Source organism: Roseovarius sp. BRH_c41 (assembly GCF_000961715.1).
Taxonomy (GTDB): domain Bacteria; phylum Pseudomonadota; class Alphaproteobacteria; order Rhodobacterales; family Rhodobacteraceae; genus Roseovarius.
In genome coordinates, this window is sequence record NZ_LADY01000037.1 from 24,658 (window position 1) to 39,564 (window position 14,907).

Annotated in this window: 19 protein-coding genes; 2 read left to right on the top strand and 17 right to left on the bottom strand. The window is 60.1% G+C overall.

All coding sequences use genetic code 11. From position 1 onward, the window contains the following. Positions 1-8: 8 nt before the first annotated feature. From VR71_RS11415 to VR71_RS11460, 10 genes are all read right to left on the bottom strand, one after another. A complete protein-coding gene (locus tag VR71_RS11415) occupies positions 9-1,022 on the bottom strand; it encodes a type IV secretion system protein (RefSeq protein WP_045683978.1) in 1,014 nt (337 codons plus the stop codon). Further along, complete coding sequence (locus VR71_RS11420) at positions 1,023-1,457, bottom strand: hypothetical protein (RefSeq protein WP_296430245.1); 435 nt, start codon at positions 1,455-1,457, stop codon at positions 1,023-1,025. Continuing rightward, positions 1,454-2,221, bottom strand: coding sequence for a type IV secretion system protein (locus VR71_RS11425; RefSeq protein ID WP_045683979.1), 768 nt, complete (start codon positions 2,219-2,221; stop codon positions 1,454-1,456). Before VR71_RS11425 ends, VR71_RS11420 begins: the two co-directional genes overlap by 4 nt. Further along, positions 2,218-3,330, bottom strand: a complete 1,113-nt coding sequence (locus tag VR71_RS11430) for a transglycosylase SLT domain-containing protein (RefSeq protein WP_045683981.1) — start codon at positions 3,328-3,330, stop codon at positions 2,218-2,220. Before VR71_RS11430 ends, VR71_RS11425 begins: the two co-directional genes overlap by 4 nt. After that, entirely contained in the window at positions 3,327-3,536 is a 210-nt protein-coding gene (locus VR71_RS11435) for a hypothetical protein (protein WP_045683983.1), read from the bottom strand. The genes VR71_RS11430 and VR71_RS11435 overlap by 4 nt, the downstream gene beginning before the upstream one ends. Then, on the bottom strand, positions 3,533-5,911 hold the full coding sequence (locus tag VR71_RS11440) for a type IV secretion system protein B4 (RefSeq protein ID WP_045683985.1): 2,379 nt from the start codon (positions 5,909-5,911) through the stop codon (positions 3,533-3,535). Before VR71_RS11440 ends, VR71_RS11435 begins: the two co-directional genes overlap by 4 nt. Then, positions 5,901-6,179: a VirB3 family type IV secretion system protein gene (locus VR71_RS11445; RefSeq protein ID WP_045683987.1), complete on the bottom strand. Its 279-nt coding sequence runs from the start codon at positions 6,177-6,179 to the stop codon at positions 5,901-5,903. Before VR71_RS11445 ends, VR71_RS11440 begins: the two co-directional genes overlap by 11 nt. Before the next feature lie 15 nt (positions 6,180-6,194). Beyond that, complete coding sequence (locus VR71_RS11450; protein WP_045683989.1) at positions 6,195-6,476, bottom strand: TrbC/VirB2 family protein; 282 nt, start codon at positions 6,474-6,476, stop codon at positions 6,195-6,197. Positions 6,477-6,492: 16 nt separating this feature from the next. Further along, positions 6,493-7,023, bottom strand: coding sequence for a lytic transglycosylase domain-containing protein (locus VR71_RS11455; RefSeq protein WP_296430246.1), 531 nt, complete (start codon positions 7,021-7,023; stop codon positions 6,493-6,495). Between the two features lie 106 nt (positions 7,024-7,129). Beyond that, positions 7,130-7,444 carry a hypothetical protein gene (locus VR71_RS11460; RefSeq protein WP_045683991.1) on the bottom strand — a complete coding sequence of 105 codons (315 nt, stop codon included), beginning with the start codon at positions 7,442-7,444 and terminating at the stop codon, positions 7,130-7,132. A gap of 131 nt (positions 7,445-7,575) precedes the next feature. On the opposite strand from VR71_RS11460, the gene VR71_RS11465 reads away from it, so the two are divergent. After that, complete coding sequence (locus VR71_RS11465; protein WP_045683993.1) at positions 7,576-8,154, top strand: hypothetical protein; 579 nt, start codon at positions 7,576-7,578, stop codon at positions 8,152-8,154. Between the two features lie 17 nt (positions 8,155-8,171). Here VR71_RS11465 and VR71_RS11470 read toward each other — a convergent pair whose 3' ends face one another. The 3 genes from VR71_RS11470 to VR71_RS24905 form a co-directional block, all read right to left on the bottom strand. Further along, positions 8,172-8,345 carry a hypothetical protein gene (locus VR71_RS11470; RefSeq protein ID WP_296430248.1) on the bottom strand — a complete coding sequence of 58 codons (174 nt, stop codon included), beginning with the start codon at positions 8,343-8,345 and terminating at the stop codon, positions 8,172-8,174. 184 nt (positions 8,346-8,529) lie between these two features. Beyond that, on the bottom strand, positions 8,530-8,874 hold the full coding sequence (locus VR71_RS24900) for a hypothetical protein (protein WP_296430249.1): 345 nt from the start codon (positions 8,872-8,874) through the stop codon (positions 8,530-8,532). Between the two features lie 182 nt (positions 8,875-9,056). Beyond that, the gene (locus tag VR71_RS24905; protein WP_296430252.1) at positions 9,057-9,671 is read right to left on the bottom strand and encodes an acyl-homoserine-lactone synthase; all 615 of its coding nucleotides are present in this window, start codon (positions 9,669-9,671) and stop codon (positions 9,057-9,059) included. Between the two features lie 312 nt (positions 9,672-9,983). Between VR71_RS24905 and VR71_RS11485 the strand changes: the two genes are divergently transcribed. Next, positions 9,984-10,622, top strand: a complete 639-nt coding sequence (locus VR71_RS11485; protein ID WP_296430255.1) for an autoinducer binding domain-containing protein — start codon at positions 9,984-9,986, stop codon at positions 10,620-10,622. Between the two features lie 513 nt (positions 10,623-11,135). On the opposite strand, the gene VR71_RS11490 is transcribed toward VR71_RS11485, so the two are convergent. From VR71_RS11490 to VR71_RS11505, 4 genes are all read right to left on the bottom strand, one after another. After that, positions 11,136-11,891 carry an SDR family NAD(P)-dependent oxidoreductase gene (locus VR71_RS11490; RefSeq protein WP_045684001.1) on the bottom strand — a complete coding sequence of 252 codons (756 nt, stop codon included), beginning with the start codon at positions 11,889-11,891 and terminating at the stop codon, positions 11,136-11,138. A gap of 302 nt (positions 11,892-12,193) precedes the next feature. Then, positions 12,194-13,195, bottom strand: a complete 1,002-nt coding sequence (locus VR71_RS11495; protein WP_045684003.1) for a 4-hydroxyproline epimerase — start codon at positions 13,193-13,195, stop codon at positions 12,194-12,196. Further along, entirely contained in the window at positions 13,192-14,079 is an 888-nt protein-coding gene (locus VR71_RS11500) for a proline/glycine betaine ABC transporter permease (RefSeq protein ID WP_045684005.1), read from the bottom strand. The genes VR71_RS11495 and VR71_RS11500 overlap by 4 nt, the downstream gene beginning before the upstream one ends. Beyond that, positions 14,076-14,906, bottom strand: a complete 831-nt coding sequence (locus VR71_RS11505) for a proline/glycine betaine ABC transporter permease (RefSeq protein ID WP_296430257.1) — start codon at positions 14,904-14,906, stop codon at positions 14,076-14,078. Before VR71_RS11505 ends, VR71_RS11500 begins: the two co-directional genes overlap by 4 nt. Between the last annotated feature and the right edge of the window lies 1 nt (position 14,907).

Below are 14,907 nucleotides of genomic sequence, written 5' to 3' on the forward strand. Positions count from 1 at the left end.
CTTTCACATCAGGGTTTGCGGAAGGATTTGGCGGCGGAGAGAAGCGCGCCGGGGCTTTGCCGGATCATCTCGCCGGTCTTGACCACGCCCGCATTGGTCATCTGGTTCAGCTCATGCGGGGATTTGCCGGTGACGAGGCGCGAGGTCGCGCCAGTGCCATACTCCCGCGTGTTCACGAATCCCTGCCGCGCGAGCCCTGTCAGGCCCACGGCATTGGACGCAATGCCCACGACGCCGGTGAGGTTGGAGGCGATATAGGGGACCGAGGCCATGATCCCGGCGCTGAGGATGAGGATCACGAGGAAGGGCAGGATCAGGCTGACGGTCTCGACATCGCCGGGATCAGCAGAGGCGTCGCCAATGGCCTCGGCGATGGCGACGATGATGCCCGCGGCCCCGGCGGCGGCGACAGGCATGAGCGCATAGCCGATGGTGGCTCGGGTCCAGGCCTCGAAGAGCGATTGGGTCGGCTTGAAAAGCGAGGTCACGATCATGAAGGGGGCGATCACGATCATCAGTGCGAAAACAATGCGGGCGAAAGCGATGATCCCGGCGGTGACAGCAGCGAAGACGGCGGAAAGGACGAAAAAAATGGCACCCAGCACCGCCCCAAAAACCCAGCCCGCTCGATCGCCGATCGTGTCGCCATAGGCGGTGATGCGGGCGACCATATTGTCGAGGCTTGCGTAAACCCCGGCCTCGTCGCCCGACCCGGTGAGCGCGAGGATCGAGGCGCCGACGGAGTCGGGGACCTCCGTGACCACGCCATAGATGACGCTGAAATTGTCCCAGCTCTGCGCGAATATCCCGACCAGTGCCACCTTGATCCCGAAGGCAAAGCCGGTGCCGAAGGGCAGGGGACGGAGTTGCATCACCGCGTTGATCCCGAGAAGCACGAGGAGGAGGGTTGCGCCTGCCGAGATGACATTGCCGACCGAGGCTGCGGAAGAGACAAAGCCGTCCTGCGCCACGGTGTTCACCGCGGCGTCGACTTCGCTCAGAATGTCGCGAATGATCCCCATCTACTTGGCACAGCCTGCGACAACTTCGGCCTCAAGGGCATCAGCCTGCGCGTAGAGATCGAGCACCTTGAAAGGCAGACGCGGATTGTCCGAGGTCTGGAACCGGGGCAGGGCGTCAAGCGCTTGATCCCAGGTGAACTGGTCGAGCAGGCAGGTGCAGTTCTCTGAGGCCAGCGCCTCTTCGGCAATCAGGATGCGCAGGATCGCGCGGTACCCGTTGCCCAAGTAAGCGGTCTCGGCCAGATCGGCGGGCGGTTTCGGGACGCGGCACGCATCCTCTTCATCCCGTTCGATCTCCATAGAGGTGAAGGGCCGATCCTGACCCGATGCCGGGTCCGGCAAGACAAGAAGACCGACGGGCAGGGCAAGCGAAAGGCTGAGAAGTCCGGCTTCCATCATAGTGAAGCGGCTCGGGGTACGCTTGGATATTCTCATGGATCCACCGCCATCGAGCGGAACTTGCGCTCATCCGCGAGGGTCGCGGCATCGACAACGCCAAGCTGGCCAGCGCTGACGCCCTGGGCAGCTTCCAGCCGCCAGATCTGGGTCAGGATGATGCCCAGCTCGGCGGTGACGCGGGTGTTGAGATCGACCGCGGCCTTCAGCCCGTCCTGATCGTCGATGAGCCCGACCATGGTCTCGAGCCGCTCGAGGCTTTGCCCTGCCTCTTCATGGCTTTCCTGTGCGGCAACCGAGAGCATGGCACTGGCCCCGGCCGAAGCGGCGATGCGATTGTCGGCGGGCTGGTCGGAGCCTGAGAGTGTCCCCAGTCGTTCCGAGGTGAAGCCGCTGCCCGAAAGCACGCGCTCGACCGAGGCCGAGAGTTCCGCCCCGGGATTGAAGCCGCTCAGGAAATCGCCGCTGGCCAAGGACTGCGCGGTATTGAGGGGGGCGACCAGCTTGCCGCGGAGCGCGCGGAACTCTTCGACCGTGGCGAAAAGTTCACCGATCCCGCTGCCTTCAATCAACGAGGTCAGTTGCGCCTCGAGGTTCGTCAGCTGCGACAGCTGAGTTTCCAACTCCAGCCGCATGGTGGCGAGTTGCTGCATCTGGACGTTCAGGTCCTCGGCCATGTGCTCGAGCTGCGCCACGAACTGCTGTAGCGCCGTGCCGTCGAAGGTCGGCACACCTTGAGCTGCAGCGGGCGAGGCGAGCCCAAGTGTTGTGACCGCAGCCACGGTCAGGAGAAGCTGTCTCATTCTGGAACTCCCATCTGCATGAAGTCGCGCTCGGCCAGCCGGTCGGCGACGAGGTGCTGCGCATAGGCCGCCTCGCGCTGCTGGTTTGCCGCCATCAGCAGGACGCGAAGATTGAGAATGCGGCCGATCTCGGCCTTGGCGTAGGTGTTGAGCTCCCAGGCCGCCTTGGCACCCTGCTGCGCGTCGATCTGCAGGATGATCGCGCGCAGCCGGTTGATGACCTGTTCCGTGGTGGCATGGCTGCTCGCGGCATAATAGACACCTGCCTCCGAGATGCTCGCATACTCGGCCAGCGCAAAGTCGGAAGGAGAAAGCGTGCCGAGCGCGTCGGCTCCGCCCACCACGGCGAGGTATTCATTGTAGAACTTCGAGATGTTGCGGACATAGCCCTGGGTCTCAGCAAAGGGCGGCACGCCGCCATAGTCCATGACCCGGCCCGGACCTGCATTGTAGGCCGCGAGCGCATGCGGGATGTTGCCGAAGTGATTGAGCTGGGTGGTGATGTAGCGCGCACCACCGCGGAGATTGTCCATCGGCTGAAAGCGATCGACGCCCATGTCGGTAGCCGTGCCGGGCATGAGTTGGGTGAGCCCATAGGCGCCGACGGGGCTTTCGGCGGTGAGGTTGAAGCGGCTCTCCTGCTTGATCAGGGCCTGGAAGAGGCACCGCCACTGTGTGGCCGACAGCCCGGCGCGAGCCACGCCGGGGGCACCTGCGAACTCGCCCGCGACCTCGACGATCATCATCTCGACCGTCTCGCGGCCCTCGCCGAAAAGCCGGCTGTTCATCGGACTCGGATCGGCGTTGGGATAGACCGCCGCTGCCCCGAAATCGGCATTGCCCTCGAGCGCGCGGATATCGAAGCCGGGACCGGTGATCGCAGCGGTCATCTTCTTGAGGACGCGCAGCTGGTCGGCCTGCACGTCCGCCAGCGAAGTCTCGGTCCTGTCCTTGTCTTGCTGGACGCCCAAATCTTCGGCGAGCGCCGTCACGCGTGCGATGGCGCGGCCGACCGCGGAATTGTCCTGCGTCGGCACGCCTTGAGACTGTGCTGGCAGCGCGCCGAAGCCAATGCAAAGCCCGGCAGATATGAGCGTGGCGCGTCTCATCTTGGGCGCGGCAGGGGCGTGAAACTGCAATCCGACTTGGTGCCGGACGGGTCCACGCCGCCATTGGTCGAGAACGAGAGAGCCGCGCGGCTGACCTGTGTTTCGCCGCTCCGCTTGAGGCACGGTGAGGTTTTCTCGGTATATGTCTCGCAGGCTGTGAGAAGGCCTGCGGCGGCGCAAAGCGCGAGGAGGGGTTTCAGGCTCATATCACATGTCTCCAGAAATAGGGATCGGCGCGCCAGTCGGCGGGCAGGCGGGCCTCGCCGGTGGCGCCGCCGCCTAGGATGGGAAGGAGGTCTCCAAGCGGGGAAAGGTCCGCATCAACGAAGACGCTGTCGCCGGCCGAGCGGACAAGGGCGATACGCTGGCCGATTGTGGGCTGAACGAGAAGGGCCGCCTCCTTGGCGTTGACGCGCAGGAAGTCGTAATCTGAGACGGTGGCGCGATCGTTGGGGAAAAGGATCTGGGTTGGCACCGTTTCGACGATGGTCTTGCCGACGCGAGACTCCCTTAGCTGGCTCGGATACTGCGTCATCATGATGACGACGCAGTTCATCTTGCGCAGCGTGACCAGCCAGTTTTCCAACCGCGCCCCAAAGTAAGGATCGTCAAGCAGCTTCCAGGCCTCGTCGAGCACGATGATGGTCGGACGGCGATCCTCGACCACGCGTTCGATCTGGCGGAAGATGTAGGACAGCACCGCCATGCGCTCGGTCGTCATGTCGAGGATCTCGGTCATGTCGAATCCGATGATGTCGGAGGCCAGTTCGAGCCCCGCACCATATTCCGGCTCGTCGAAGACCCAGCCATAGCGCCCGCCCGGGGCCCATTCGGCGACACGGGACTGCAGCTCGCCATCGTCATCAAGCGACTGAAACAGCGTCTCAAAGCTCGCAAAGCGCCGAAGTGAGCCCTCCGCATGGGCATTTTGCGTGACCGCGCTTTGGATGTGGCGCGACTGTTCGCCGGTGAGCGTGCTGCTACGGGAGAGAAGGGTCGCAAGCCAGTCCGAAAGCCAAGCGCGGCCGCGCTCGTCGGTCTCGGTGGCGAGCGGGTTGAGGCCCGTGGGAAAGCCGGCACGGATTTCATTGTAGCGCCCGCCGAGGGCACGGACGGCCATCTCGAGGCCACGGTCCTTATCGAAGAAGACGAGCCGCGCCCCGACCCGCTGCGATTGCGCCGCAAGGAAGGCGGTGGTGAGCGTCTTGCCTGTGCCGGTGCGCCCTAGAACGAGGGTGTGACCGACGGTCGGTTCCTTGCTGGGGCTTCCCGCCTCGTGGAAATTGAACCGATAGCCCGAGGTGCCGACCGTGGGCAGCACGGCGATGGTCTGGCCCCAGGGCGACTGGTCCGGACCCCGTCCTTCGACGCTACCATGCAGGGCCGCAAAATCGGCGAAGTTGATTGAGGAGATCGGGGTCTTGCGGGCGCGGTAGCCGAAATTGCCGGGACTTTGCGCGAAATACGTCGCCTTCAGCGCCATGCTCTCGCGCACGATCACGGCCATCATCTCCTGGCCGACGCGCTTGATTTGCGCCGCAGCGCGCTCAACCGTGTCGCGCTCCGACGCGTAAACCGCGATCGAGAGGTGATGATCACCAAAGGCGATGCGTCCTGCCTCCTGATCGTCGGCCGCATGGCCGAGTTGTTCGCGCAAGGACACGGCGGCATCCTCGGAGGCCTGCATCTGCCGGATGATCCGCTGGATGCGCTCGGCCATGATGTTGTTCGGGATCGGGCTGAAGGAGTTCGTCAGCACGATGTCGAGGGGCATGTCGAGCGCGTCGAGCAGCGTGACATCCGTCAGTGCCGGATAGGTCTTTAATGAGAAGAGCGCGCCGTATTTGACTTGGCCGGTCACGGCGTCGGTCAGGGTGACGACGTCGCCGTCAAAGGTGGCGCGGCAATTGTTCAAGGTGTGCGAGAGGGGCAGAGCGCTTTGGCCAAAGGCGATGGGGGAGAAGGTTCCTGCGTTCAGCGTGTTGAGATAGCCCAGCCATTCACCGTTTGACTTCGTGAGCCTCAAGGGGTTGGCCGCCGCAAGCGCCACCTCGAAGAAGCCCATGACCTCGTTCAGCTCCTGCATGCGTGTGGCGCGGTCCTTGACCCAGGCCTTGCGGGCGAGGGCACGCAGGAGCGGAATATGCGCCGAGATATCGGGACGCCGGATGACGCTGAGATAGAGTTGGCGTTTGGCGGGGCGCAGGTCTTTGACATGGGCCTGCCAGCGGGCGTCGATTGCTGCGGCGAAGCTGTCCCCCTCGATGGCGCGCATCCCGAGATCCTGCGGCACGGAGATGCGGTGGATGTAGAAGCCGAAAGCGTTGCCGGTCTGGGCGACGATGGCGGCGACCGCGCGTTTGAGCGCATCGAGCCGGGCGTCTTCGCTGGTCATCGGGTTCAGACCATCAAGGCGCAGGGTCGCCATCAGATCGCCCTCGCGCAGCACCATGACATCATCATCCGCGAGCGCGAAATACGGCAGGTGCTCCGCTAGATAGCTCTCACGGGCGAACTCCCCGCCGCCCACTTGGAGCAGAGCCGTTCCGTGAGTGGAAAGGGTGCCTGCATCACGCGCCAAAGCTGTCGCCTCCGTGCAGGGCTCGGTTTTTTGTCGGACGGACGGTGCCATAGGAGACGCGCAGCACCTCGAAGAAATGCGGCTCGCGGTCGGCGACGAACCAGAGGATCGGATAGGCGACGATCCCGATCAGGAAGAAGATCATCGATTTCGTCCAGATGAACGGCAGAACGATCCCACTCGCCAGAACCACGAGGTATCCTACGGGCAAGCCCAGATACTTGGGCGGACGGGCGAGGCCCAGAAAAAGGGGGGATCGTTCTGCCACTGATCTACTCGGTTCTCAGGAGAAGCCGTCGACGATGGTGCCGGCCGAGAAAATCAGCACGATCCCAATGATGACGGAGGCGAACCAGCCCCAGTTGAGCCGTCCCATCATGCACATGAAACCGGTGCCGATGACGGCAAGCGTGGCGACCGCGATCCCGATGGGACCGGTCAGCGCCGCCTCAACGGTTTCCAACATGGTCTGTATAGGAGACAGGTCCTGCGCGACGGCAGGTGTTGCAAGATACGTCAGGGTTGTGGCGATGGGCAAGAGGCGGCTGAGGCCATGTCTGAGCATGCGGTGTTCCCTTGTTTTACTGAAGATTGATCAGGACGGGCGCGCGGGCTGGAACCGGGTCTGCGACGCGGGTGTCCGGCGCGGAAACGGGTGTGCCTGCCAGCCGGGACCGGATCCGGTGGATGCGCGCGATGTAGTCGCGGGTCTCGGCGAAGGGTGGAATGCCGGAATATTCGACGACCCTGTGCGGCCCGGCATTGTAGGCCGCGAGCGCGAGGTCGATGTTCTTGAAGGTCGCAAGCTGCGCGAGCAGATAACGCGCCGCGCCATCGAGGTTCTGGGCTGGGACGCGCGGATCGACTCCGAGGGCGCGGGCTGTGCCTGGCATCAGTTGGCCCAGGCCATAGGCGCCCTTGGGGCTGACGGCGGTCGGATTGTAGCTGCTTTCTGCCTCGACCAGGGCGCGGAACAGGACTTGCCAATGGTGCGCGTCGAGACCGACGCGATCCAGGGCGCGATTGCCTGCATGGCGCTCGGCGGTGGCGCGGATCAGCGCGAGAATGTCGTTGCGATCGGAAGGCGGCGTGGCATCCAGCGAGGCCAGCACAACATTGTCCTCAGCGTCATCATCTAGCCCTGCCCAGCCAGGCCGCTCACCATGAAACGTCCAGCCAGAGGTCCGGGCGGTTCCGTCGCGGCCGAAGACGATGACGTCAGCTGTGCTCCTCGAGGGTGAGCTCATAGTCAGGACCAAAGCGCAGATCGCGCCCGTCACCGAATTCGAGATGATGTTTGAAGAGCCCCGGCCATATGTTGAAATACCGCGGCTCTGGCCCATGTGGGGTGATCCGAGTCGATACAAGGATGGCTTCCGGCTCGCCCTTGCGCAGGTAGATGCACTGGTAGCGCGGCTTGCCATCGTCCGTGAACCCCACGAGTTCGTACCGGCAGCGGAACGCAATGCCCCTTTCCTGAAGATCTTTGACACCGTCGATGGTGATCAGGATCTGATTGCGCGCTATCGGCATGTTTGGACTCTCCCAGTGAAAGCCCTTCTAGTGCGAGTCATTAATGGCATAAAGACACAATGAGTCAATACGACATATTGCAGAAAATGACATATTGAGAAATAATCGCCGAAACGGATAGGGAGCGTGCTGTGAAGAAACTCATGATGACAGTGGCAATCGGATCTGTGGCGGCATTTGGCTCCTCAGGCCAGGCATTGGCTTATGACATCGATTGCGCGATCATTCTGTGTATGGCGGGGGGATTTCCGCCAAGTCCGGTCTGTTCCCATGCCTATCAGACGATGATCCAGCGCATCACGCCGATCCCTGTCTTGCCGCCGTTCGGGGTGTGTACTTTCGCTGCTGCCCCGACCAGTCCCGGCACGCCGGGACTGGAATCGGAACTGGATACTTCCTTGCCTGAGTATGCCTGGCTCCACCGGATACAGATTCACTGGTTTGAGGGCCGCGCTTTCGAGGATCGCAACGGAGACCGACGCTGGAGTTGGTCATTCCGTTCCTGTGACCCAGAAAACAGTGGCTGCCGAAACATCATCTTCGAGAACCGCTCAGCGACACCTTGGCCGAATGCGTTTCTCTCGGACAATGATCAGGTCGTGCCCTATCCGGACCCTCACAAACCGGGTAACTTTGCTCATCGCGCCGTCATGATCGAATTTGGAAACTACGAGGGCGATATCGAGCATTCGGAATGGATCTCTTACTGATCCTGACGGCCTTTGAATTACATCCTGACCGGTCGGATCAGGATCTCAGAGGCGATGACCTCTTCGGCTTCCATGAACCACCACCTGACAACTTGACCCGTGTTCCACCGATAATCGCGCCAGACAACATGTGTGTCGCCGGAAATCTCGACGAGACCTTCCCGGACAGGCACTGCGAATAGTCGTTTCATGCACATATCGAGCATCCCGCGAGGCCCTGTTTTCTGCGATGTGTTGCGAACCGTAGCGAGAGCACCTTGAGGCAAGGGACTGAGAGTTTGCGCAAAGGGACAACACGGCCCCATGTATGGCCGGTCGGAACTTGTGGTTGCCTCAGCTGGGAGTGCAACTGGTGTCAGACCGCATGGTGAGACATCAGTTCTTCGGAGGATTCAGGGCGATCTGGTGGCCACAGCGGCGGGCGATTTCGTGGGACAGCTTGAAAAAGGATTCGATCCAATGTCCGGCTTGCGCCGCGAGAAGCGGGTCTGTCAACGGATCATGGTGGCAATCCACGACATCCACCACGTAGTCAGGCCCAATATTCTCGATGATCCGGCCAAGCGTTCTGGACAAAAAATCGCGGCTATCGGGGATGTTATGTTTCCGGCACATCTCGGGGGACGGGTTGCTGATCAGAATGAGCGGCGCGTCCGCGAAATCCTCCACATATCGTTGCGCCATGTTACCACAGAACTTAGACCAGAGTTTGATGGACATGATGATCTTGTGCTCAACGTCCAGTGAAAGCTCAGTCCCGAATCTGGCTTGCCCAGGGTCTGATGCATCAGCGCCCGAAGCAATTCTCAGCAGATCACAGGGTTCAAGTCCGATTGTTGCCAGCAGCGCTTCAGATGCGGTGATGGATTGAGGCGCAGACGGGCGAGTATTTGATATATGCATCATTGAGGTCCTGTTTGTGAGTGAGGGGTCAGAACATTCGTTGAGAATGCGAGGAATCTGCCGTCTTGATTGTGCTGAATCGTACCAAGTTGACGTGTCGCGTAGCCCATGCGGCTTGCCATCCGCATGAACCCGGGAGAGCCTAGGAACAGGCATTTCTCTGCACCGACGCTTGCCAGAAACTGATCGGTCGCCTGCAGGATGCGTTCGCTGAGTTGGATGCCCGGGTAGGTGACAAGCCGGGTCAGCTCCCAGACCTTTGGGTCGACCGATGGGTCAGTGTCGCAGATCTTTGAGGGTAGCCCGGGCAGCCGCTGAAGGTAGGCGTCCCGTATCATGTACGAAAAGCTGCCATCTGGATCGGCGCTGGTGGTGTTCAGTAATCGTGCCCCTGCGAGGACGCTTGAACCGTCATGGACAACGACATAGACACTGTCCGGACGGTCATACTGTTCTGCCTCAAAAATAGCATCATGTGGAATGTTCCAGCCCAGATGATCGACAAAAATCTGTTTACGCAATCTGAGAAATGCAGGTATTAACCCAGCTCGGTCATCCGTTGCGCGCAGGACTGAGACTTCACATTTGTTCACGCGCGCGCGCACCGCTTGCATGATTGTGTTTACTCTAAGTTTGGGCCTGGAGGGAGTTTGACAAGTCAACATTGGGTCCCGCTTCTTGCTCGCTTTGGCCCCTTGGAAACACAATCTTAGGTAGAGTGTCCAAAGATTCTACCGGTCATGCTAGAAGATCAAACCTGACGTTAGGTTTGGCGATAAGTCGGTCCTAAAATTGGCCTTAGGTCAGGTTTAGCATCCTCAGGTCTTGGTACCTGACCACAGGTCAGGTGCTCGAATGCGGACATTGACATTATTGGCGAATACATTGTTTCTCCACACACGTTAAAATTGTGTCGGTAAACAACTATGTCAGACGAGCTTTTGCCTATTCTTGCGGCAGATCAGCTGTTCAAAGAGAACGCAGAGCCGGTCCTCTCCATCGGGACCGAAGGATTTTTCATTATGCTGAATCATACCAGGAGAGGCCCGGAGTTCATTGACAGTACCTATCCTGCGGCTTGGAGGGACGAGTACGACGGAAACTCTTATCATCTGAAAGACCCAGCTTTTCTTTGGGCGCTTGCGAAGAACGGGAACAAGCGCTGGTCGGAAGTGCGGATTCCGGATCTTGCAGGAGTCTTCAAAAAAGCGCGACGTCATGGTCTGATTTTCGGAGCGATGTTCAGCCGCGGATATCCTACCAGAAAATCGGTTCTGAGTGTCGCCAGAGATGATCGCGAACTGACCGATGATGAGCTGGTGCGCCTGGCCACCTGGTTTGACCAGTTCATCGACGCCTGCAACGCCAAGCAGATGTTCTCCCCGAAGGAGCTGGAAGTCCTGCAATGTCTCGCCAATGATATGACCATCGATCAGGCGGCCGAGAGTATCGGGATATCAAGTTCAGCCGCAAAGGTCCGATTGAAAGCCGCGCGTGATCGGAGCGGCAGAAAGACAAACAGTTGGGCCGTCGCGGCTGCACTGCGGGCGAAGCTCATAGATTAGTCGAGTGAAGACGAAAGAACGCGGCCCGACAGGTGCGTGCTGTTGTTTCCAGAGCGTCGTTGCACAATGAAGCGTGGCTCGCGGATAATTCTACCCGCACTTCGAACACATATGTAAGTATTTATCACTTATTTAACAACATCAAAGCGGAACAGGACAAGGCGCCGCCGAAGAAACGCCGGGCGGGAAAGCAGCGTTCTCTATATAAGCCAACCGGTCGCCGAAATGATGGCTGGAACTCGCTGGCTGACCGCAAACGCGTCGCCAACAGCAAAGCCAGCCAGGGCAGCGATAGCTGAGGTCTCCGCCCTGTCAGGCTTTGCTATACTCGCGCCCAGGTGAGACATTTCTCCTTTGCGCGTAGCAGGACATTTTACTTAGTTGCAACACCACAATTTACGCGGCCATTTCCGCCCTACCCACATGGGCCGATCAGGATCCACAGGTTGCTGACATGCTCGCCGACTTCGCAGGTTGACAGACCTAATGGAAACTGCGCACCCTCCGCATTCGTCAGCGAATTAGAACGCCTGAAGCCATGAAGCCGCCGTCAATGTTGAGAATATGGCCATTGATGTAGCTTGCATCGTCCGACGCAAGAAATTGTATCGCCGCCGCAACTTCCTCAGGCTTTGCGTAGCGCTTGGCTGGAATCTGCGCTTCCCAGGCCGCCCTGTCTTTCGGGCCATGGACCTGAAGCGCCATCGGTGTGTCCACAGGTACCGGCGCGACTGCGTTGGCTGTGATCCCTTTGTCGCCAAGCTCGGCAGCCAACAGACGGGTCAGCATATCAACCCCTCCCTTTGTGCAGGAATAGGCACCACGTCCGGTGTTGGCGATTTGCCCATTCACTGAGCTGACGGTGATAATCCGACCTCTACCCTTTTTCACCATCTGCCGGCCTGCAAGTTGGCAACAGTGAAATGTTCCGGTCAAGTTCACCTCAAGAATCCTGCTCCAGGTGTCGGGGTCGAAATCTAGAATAGGCCCGGTCTTCACGATAGCGGCCGATGTCACGAGAACGTCCGTTCCCCCCATCCAATCAATCTTTCCAAAAGCTTCATCCAAAGCAGCACGGTCCGTGACGTCCACCTTGAAGGCAGAAATGTCACCGTGAGGAGAAAGGCGCTCCACCGCTGAGTCTAGCGCTTCCTGCGACCAGTCCATTATCTCAACCGAGGCACCGGCTTTCAAAAAGGCTTTCGCACTGGCTTCGCCGATCCCGCCGGCTCCACCTGTCACCACAACAATTCGCCCGGAAAAGTCCATAATTCAACCTCGCTCAGCTTTGGTATCTAACAGCCCTTCAATCTATTATTACTACCCCATTCGATCAGATGCCATTGTACAATAATGCACTGAACTTGCCTGGAGCGTCACAGCCTCAAGATATTTCTCAATAGGTGATAAAATTGACTGGCTGTTCTGCTGATACACCTTCTAGATGTGTCACGCGGTTTCATACTGCCTTTCGAATGCCTTACTTGTAATAGCCATGGCCTGAAGAAAGACCACGGCCGCATCCAAACTCGGCATATCCTTTCCCGAGGTGCCAAATGCTATTGTGCATACTAGGCCAGTTGGAAGCCGTGGCAGAGTGGGTCACGGTCGTCGACGAAGATCGTGTTATGCCCCGTCACCCTAGCCCAGCCACCAATGCTCGGCAGGATGCCAGCGTATTTGCCCACATCGACCAGCCCTTCGATCCGTCCGTTGAATGTGGTGCCAATCAGGCTTTCACTCACGTAGCTCCCACCGACTTCGAGCTGACCAAGGCTATAGAGTTGCGCCAATCGCGCGGAGGTTCCTGTACCACCGGGTGAGCGGTCGATCGCCTTCTCGCCGTAGAACACCGCCGCACGCCCGTGAGCCCCTTTGGTTTCGGACTTGTCGCACCAGAGCACATGATGCACCCCGCGAATGCGCTCGTCGTCGGGATGAACAGGCTCGATCGCACGGGCCAAGGCGTCGCGGAGCGCACGGCTGGCGGCGATCAGGTCATCGACGCCGACATCGCCAAAGCCGCGCCAGTCGGCCTGCGGTTCCACGATGGCGTAATAATTTCCGCCGTAGGAAATATCCACCGTCAGCCGTCCGATACCCGGCACCTCTACCTTGACATCGGCTTCGTGAAGATAGCTTGCCACGTTGAAGAGCCTTACCTCGTCCACGTAACGACCGTTCATCGTGTATTCAACATCCACGCGCCCTGCGGGCGTCTCGATCGCCAGACGCCCCGGCACACGCGACGTCACGATCCCCGCTTCGAGCGCGGCGGTGACCAGACCCATGGTGCCAGCGCCGCACATTGGACGGCATCCGCTGACTTCGATGAAGAGCACGCCGAAATCGCAGTCCTCTCTCGACGAGGGATAAATCATCGCACCAGACATGATGTCGTGCCCGCGTGGCTCGAACATGAGCGCCTGTCGCACCCAATCATGGCTCTGCATGAAGATATGCCGCTTCTCGTTCATCGGTACATTGGGCAAAAGCGGTGCGCCGCCGACCACCAGGCGGACCGGATTTCCGCAGGCGTGGGCATCGATGCAGAAGAATGTATGTGCGCTCATTTGTTCTTTCTCCGGCCCCGCAGGGCATTGGCAATTCCGGTCAACGGGCGAGTTCGGCGGGCGGTCAGCGTGGCACGTGAGAAGCGGTCTAGGATCAGGGCCAGGATCACCACGGCCAATCCGGCCCGGAGGCCTAGCCCCATTTCCATCCGCGTCAGGCCGCGGGTCACTTCTGCCCCCAGTCCGCCCGCGCCCACCAGCCCCGCCAGCACCACCATCGCCAGCGACAGGATGATGCATTGGTTGATCCCGACGAGGATGGTCGGCAATGCCGACGGCAGCTCGATCTTCCACAGGATCATTCGGTCCGAGGCGCCAAATGCGCGGCCCAGTTCTATGCGATCCCTCGGGACGCCTTTGATGGCGAGTGTCGTGATCCGCAGAATGGGTGGGGTGCCGTAGATCACCGTAGCGATTACGGCGGGTACACGACCGAGGCCGAACAAGATCACCGCGGGCACGAGGTAGACCCAGGGCGGCAGAGTCTGCATCACGTCGAGGATCGGACGGAGCCCCAGCTCGATCCTGCGTTGGCGGGAGGCGAGGATTCCCAGCGGTATCCCGATGGCCAGCGCCACGAGTACAGCCACAGCGACGAGCGCCGTGGTCTCCATCGTCTCCTTCCAGAGGCCCGCGAGAAAGCAAGTCGTGAAGCCAACGGCGACGAGGACTGCAGTCCTCCAGGAGGTGAGCAGGCATGCTGCGACGGACAGGATGGTGATCACTATGATCGGAGGGCCGGAGATGAGCGGCGTCTCGACCAACACGAGTGCAGCATTGATAGCGTCGGAAAACGCCTCGAAAGCTGCATGGAAATTGATATTTAGCCACCGGAAGACCGGAGCGATAGCCTGACCGGGGGAAAAGCTGTTCTCGATTGTCATTGCGCTGCCATCGCCCCCTCTGCCCCCAGTCCTTGACTAATGCGATCAAGGACCATCGTGACGATCACGATGGAAATGCCTCCGTCGATCGCCTTGCCGATGTCGAGAGTTCGGATCGCCTCGTAGATCACAAAGCCCAGTCCCTCAGCGCCGACAATCCCGGCGATGACAACCATGCCGACACTTACCATCAGGCTTTGATTTATTCCGGTCATAATGCTGGGGCGGGCTAAGGGCAGACGTATCTTGAAGAGCATCTGCATTGAAGAAGCACCGTTGGCTCGACCCAGTTCCACCAGCTCTAAAGGCGTGAGCTGAATACCGAGTGCAGTCAGGCGCAGCGCTGGCGAGATAGCTACGATGATGGTCGCCGTCATGGCGGTGGCAGGTCCGTAGCCTATCAGCGCAACGCCCGGCAGGAGATAGATGTAGGGAGGGATTGTCTGGATCACGTCCACGGCCACCTGCACGTAACGGTTCACGCCCGCCTTTAGCCCGGCGACGATGCCAATTGGGATCGCGATGATCAAGGCGATCACAACCGATGAAAGCACCAGCGCCAGAGTGCTCATGGTCTCGTCCCAGAGGCCCATAACAGCGCAACCGAGCAGTCCTGCTCCGGCCAGCAGCGCGAATGTCACGCCCACCGTCTTCCAGCCAAGGAGGCCGAAGAGCACCACCATCACCCAGTAGGGCGGCGACAGGAGCATCCATTCGATGCCCGAATAAACTTCGCCCAAGCCATCGTCGATGGCGTCGAAGAACCAGGCTCCGTTGGTATAGAGCCAGTCAAGCCCGAACTGGACCGCGTCGTCCAGCTTCGCCACG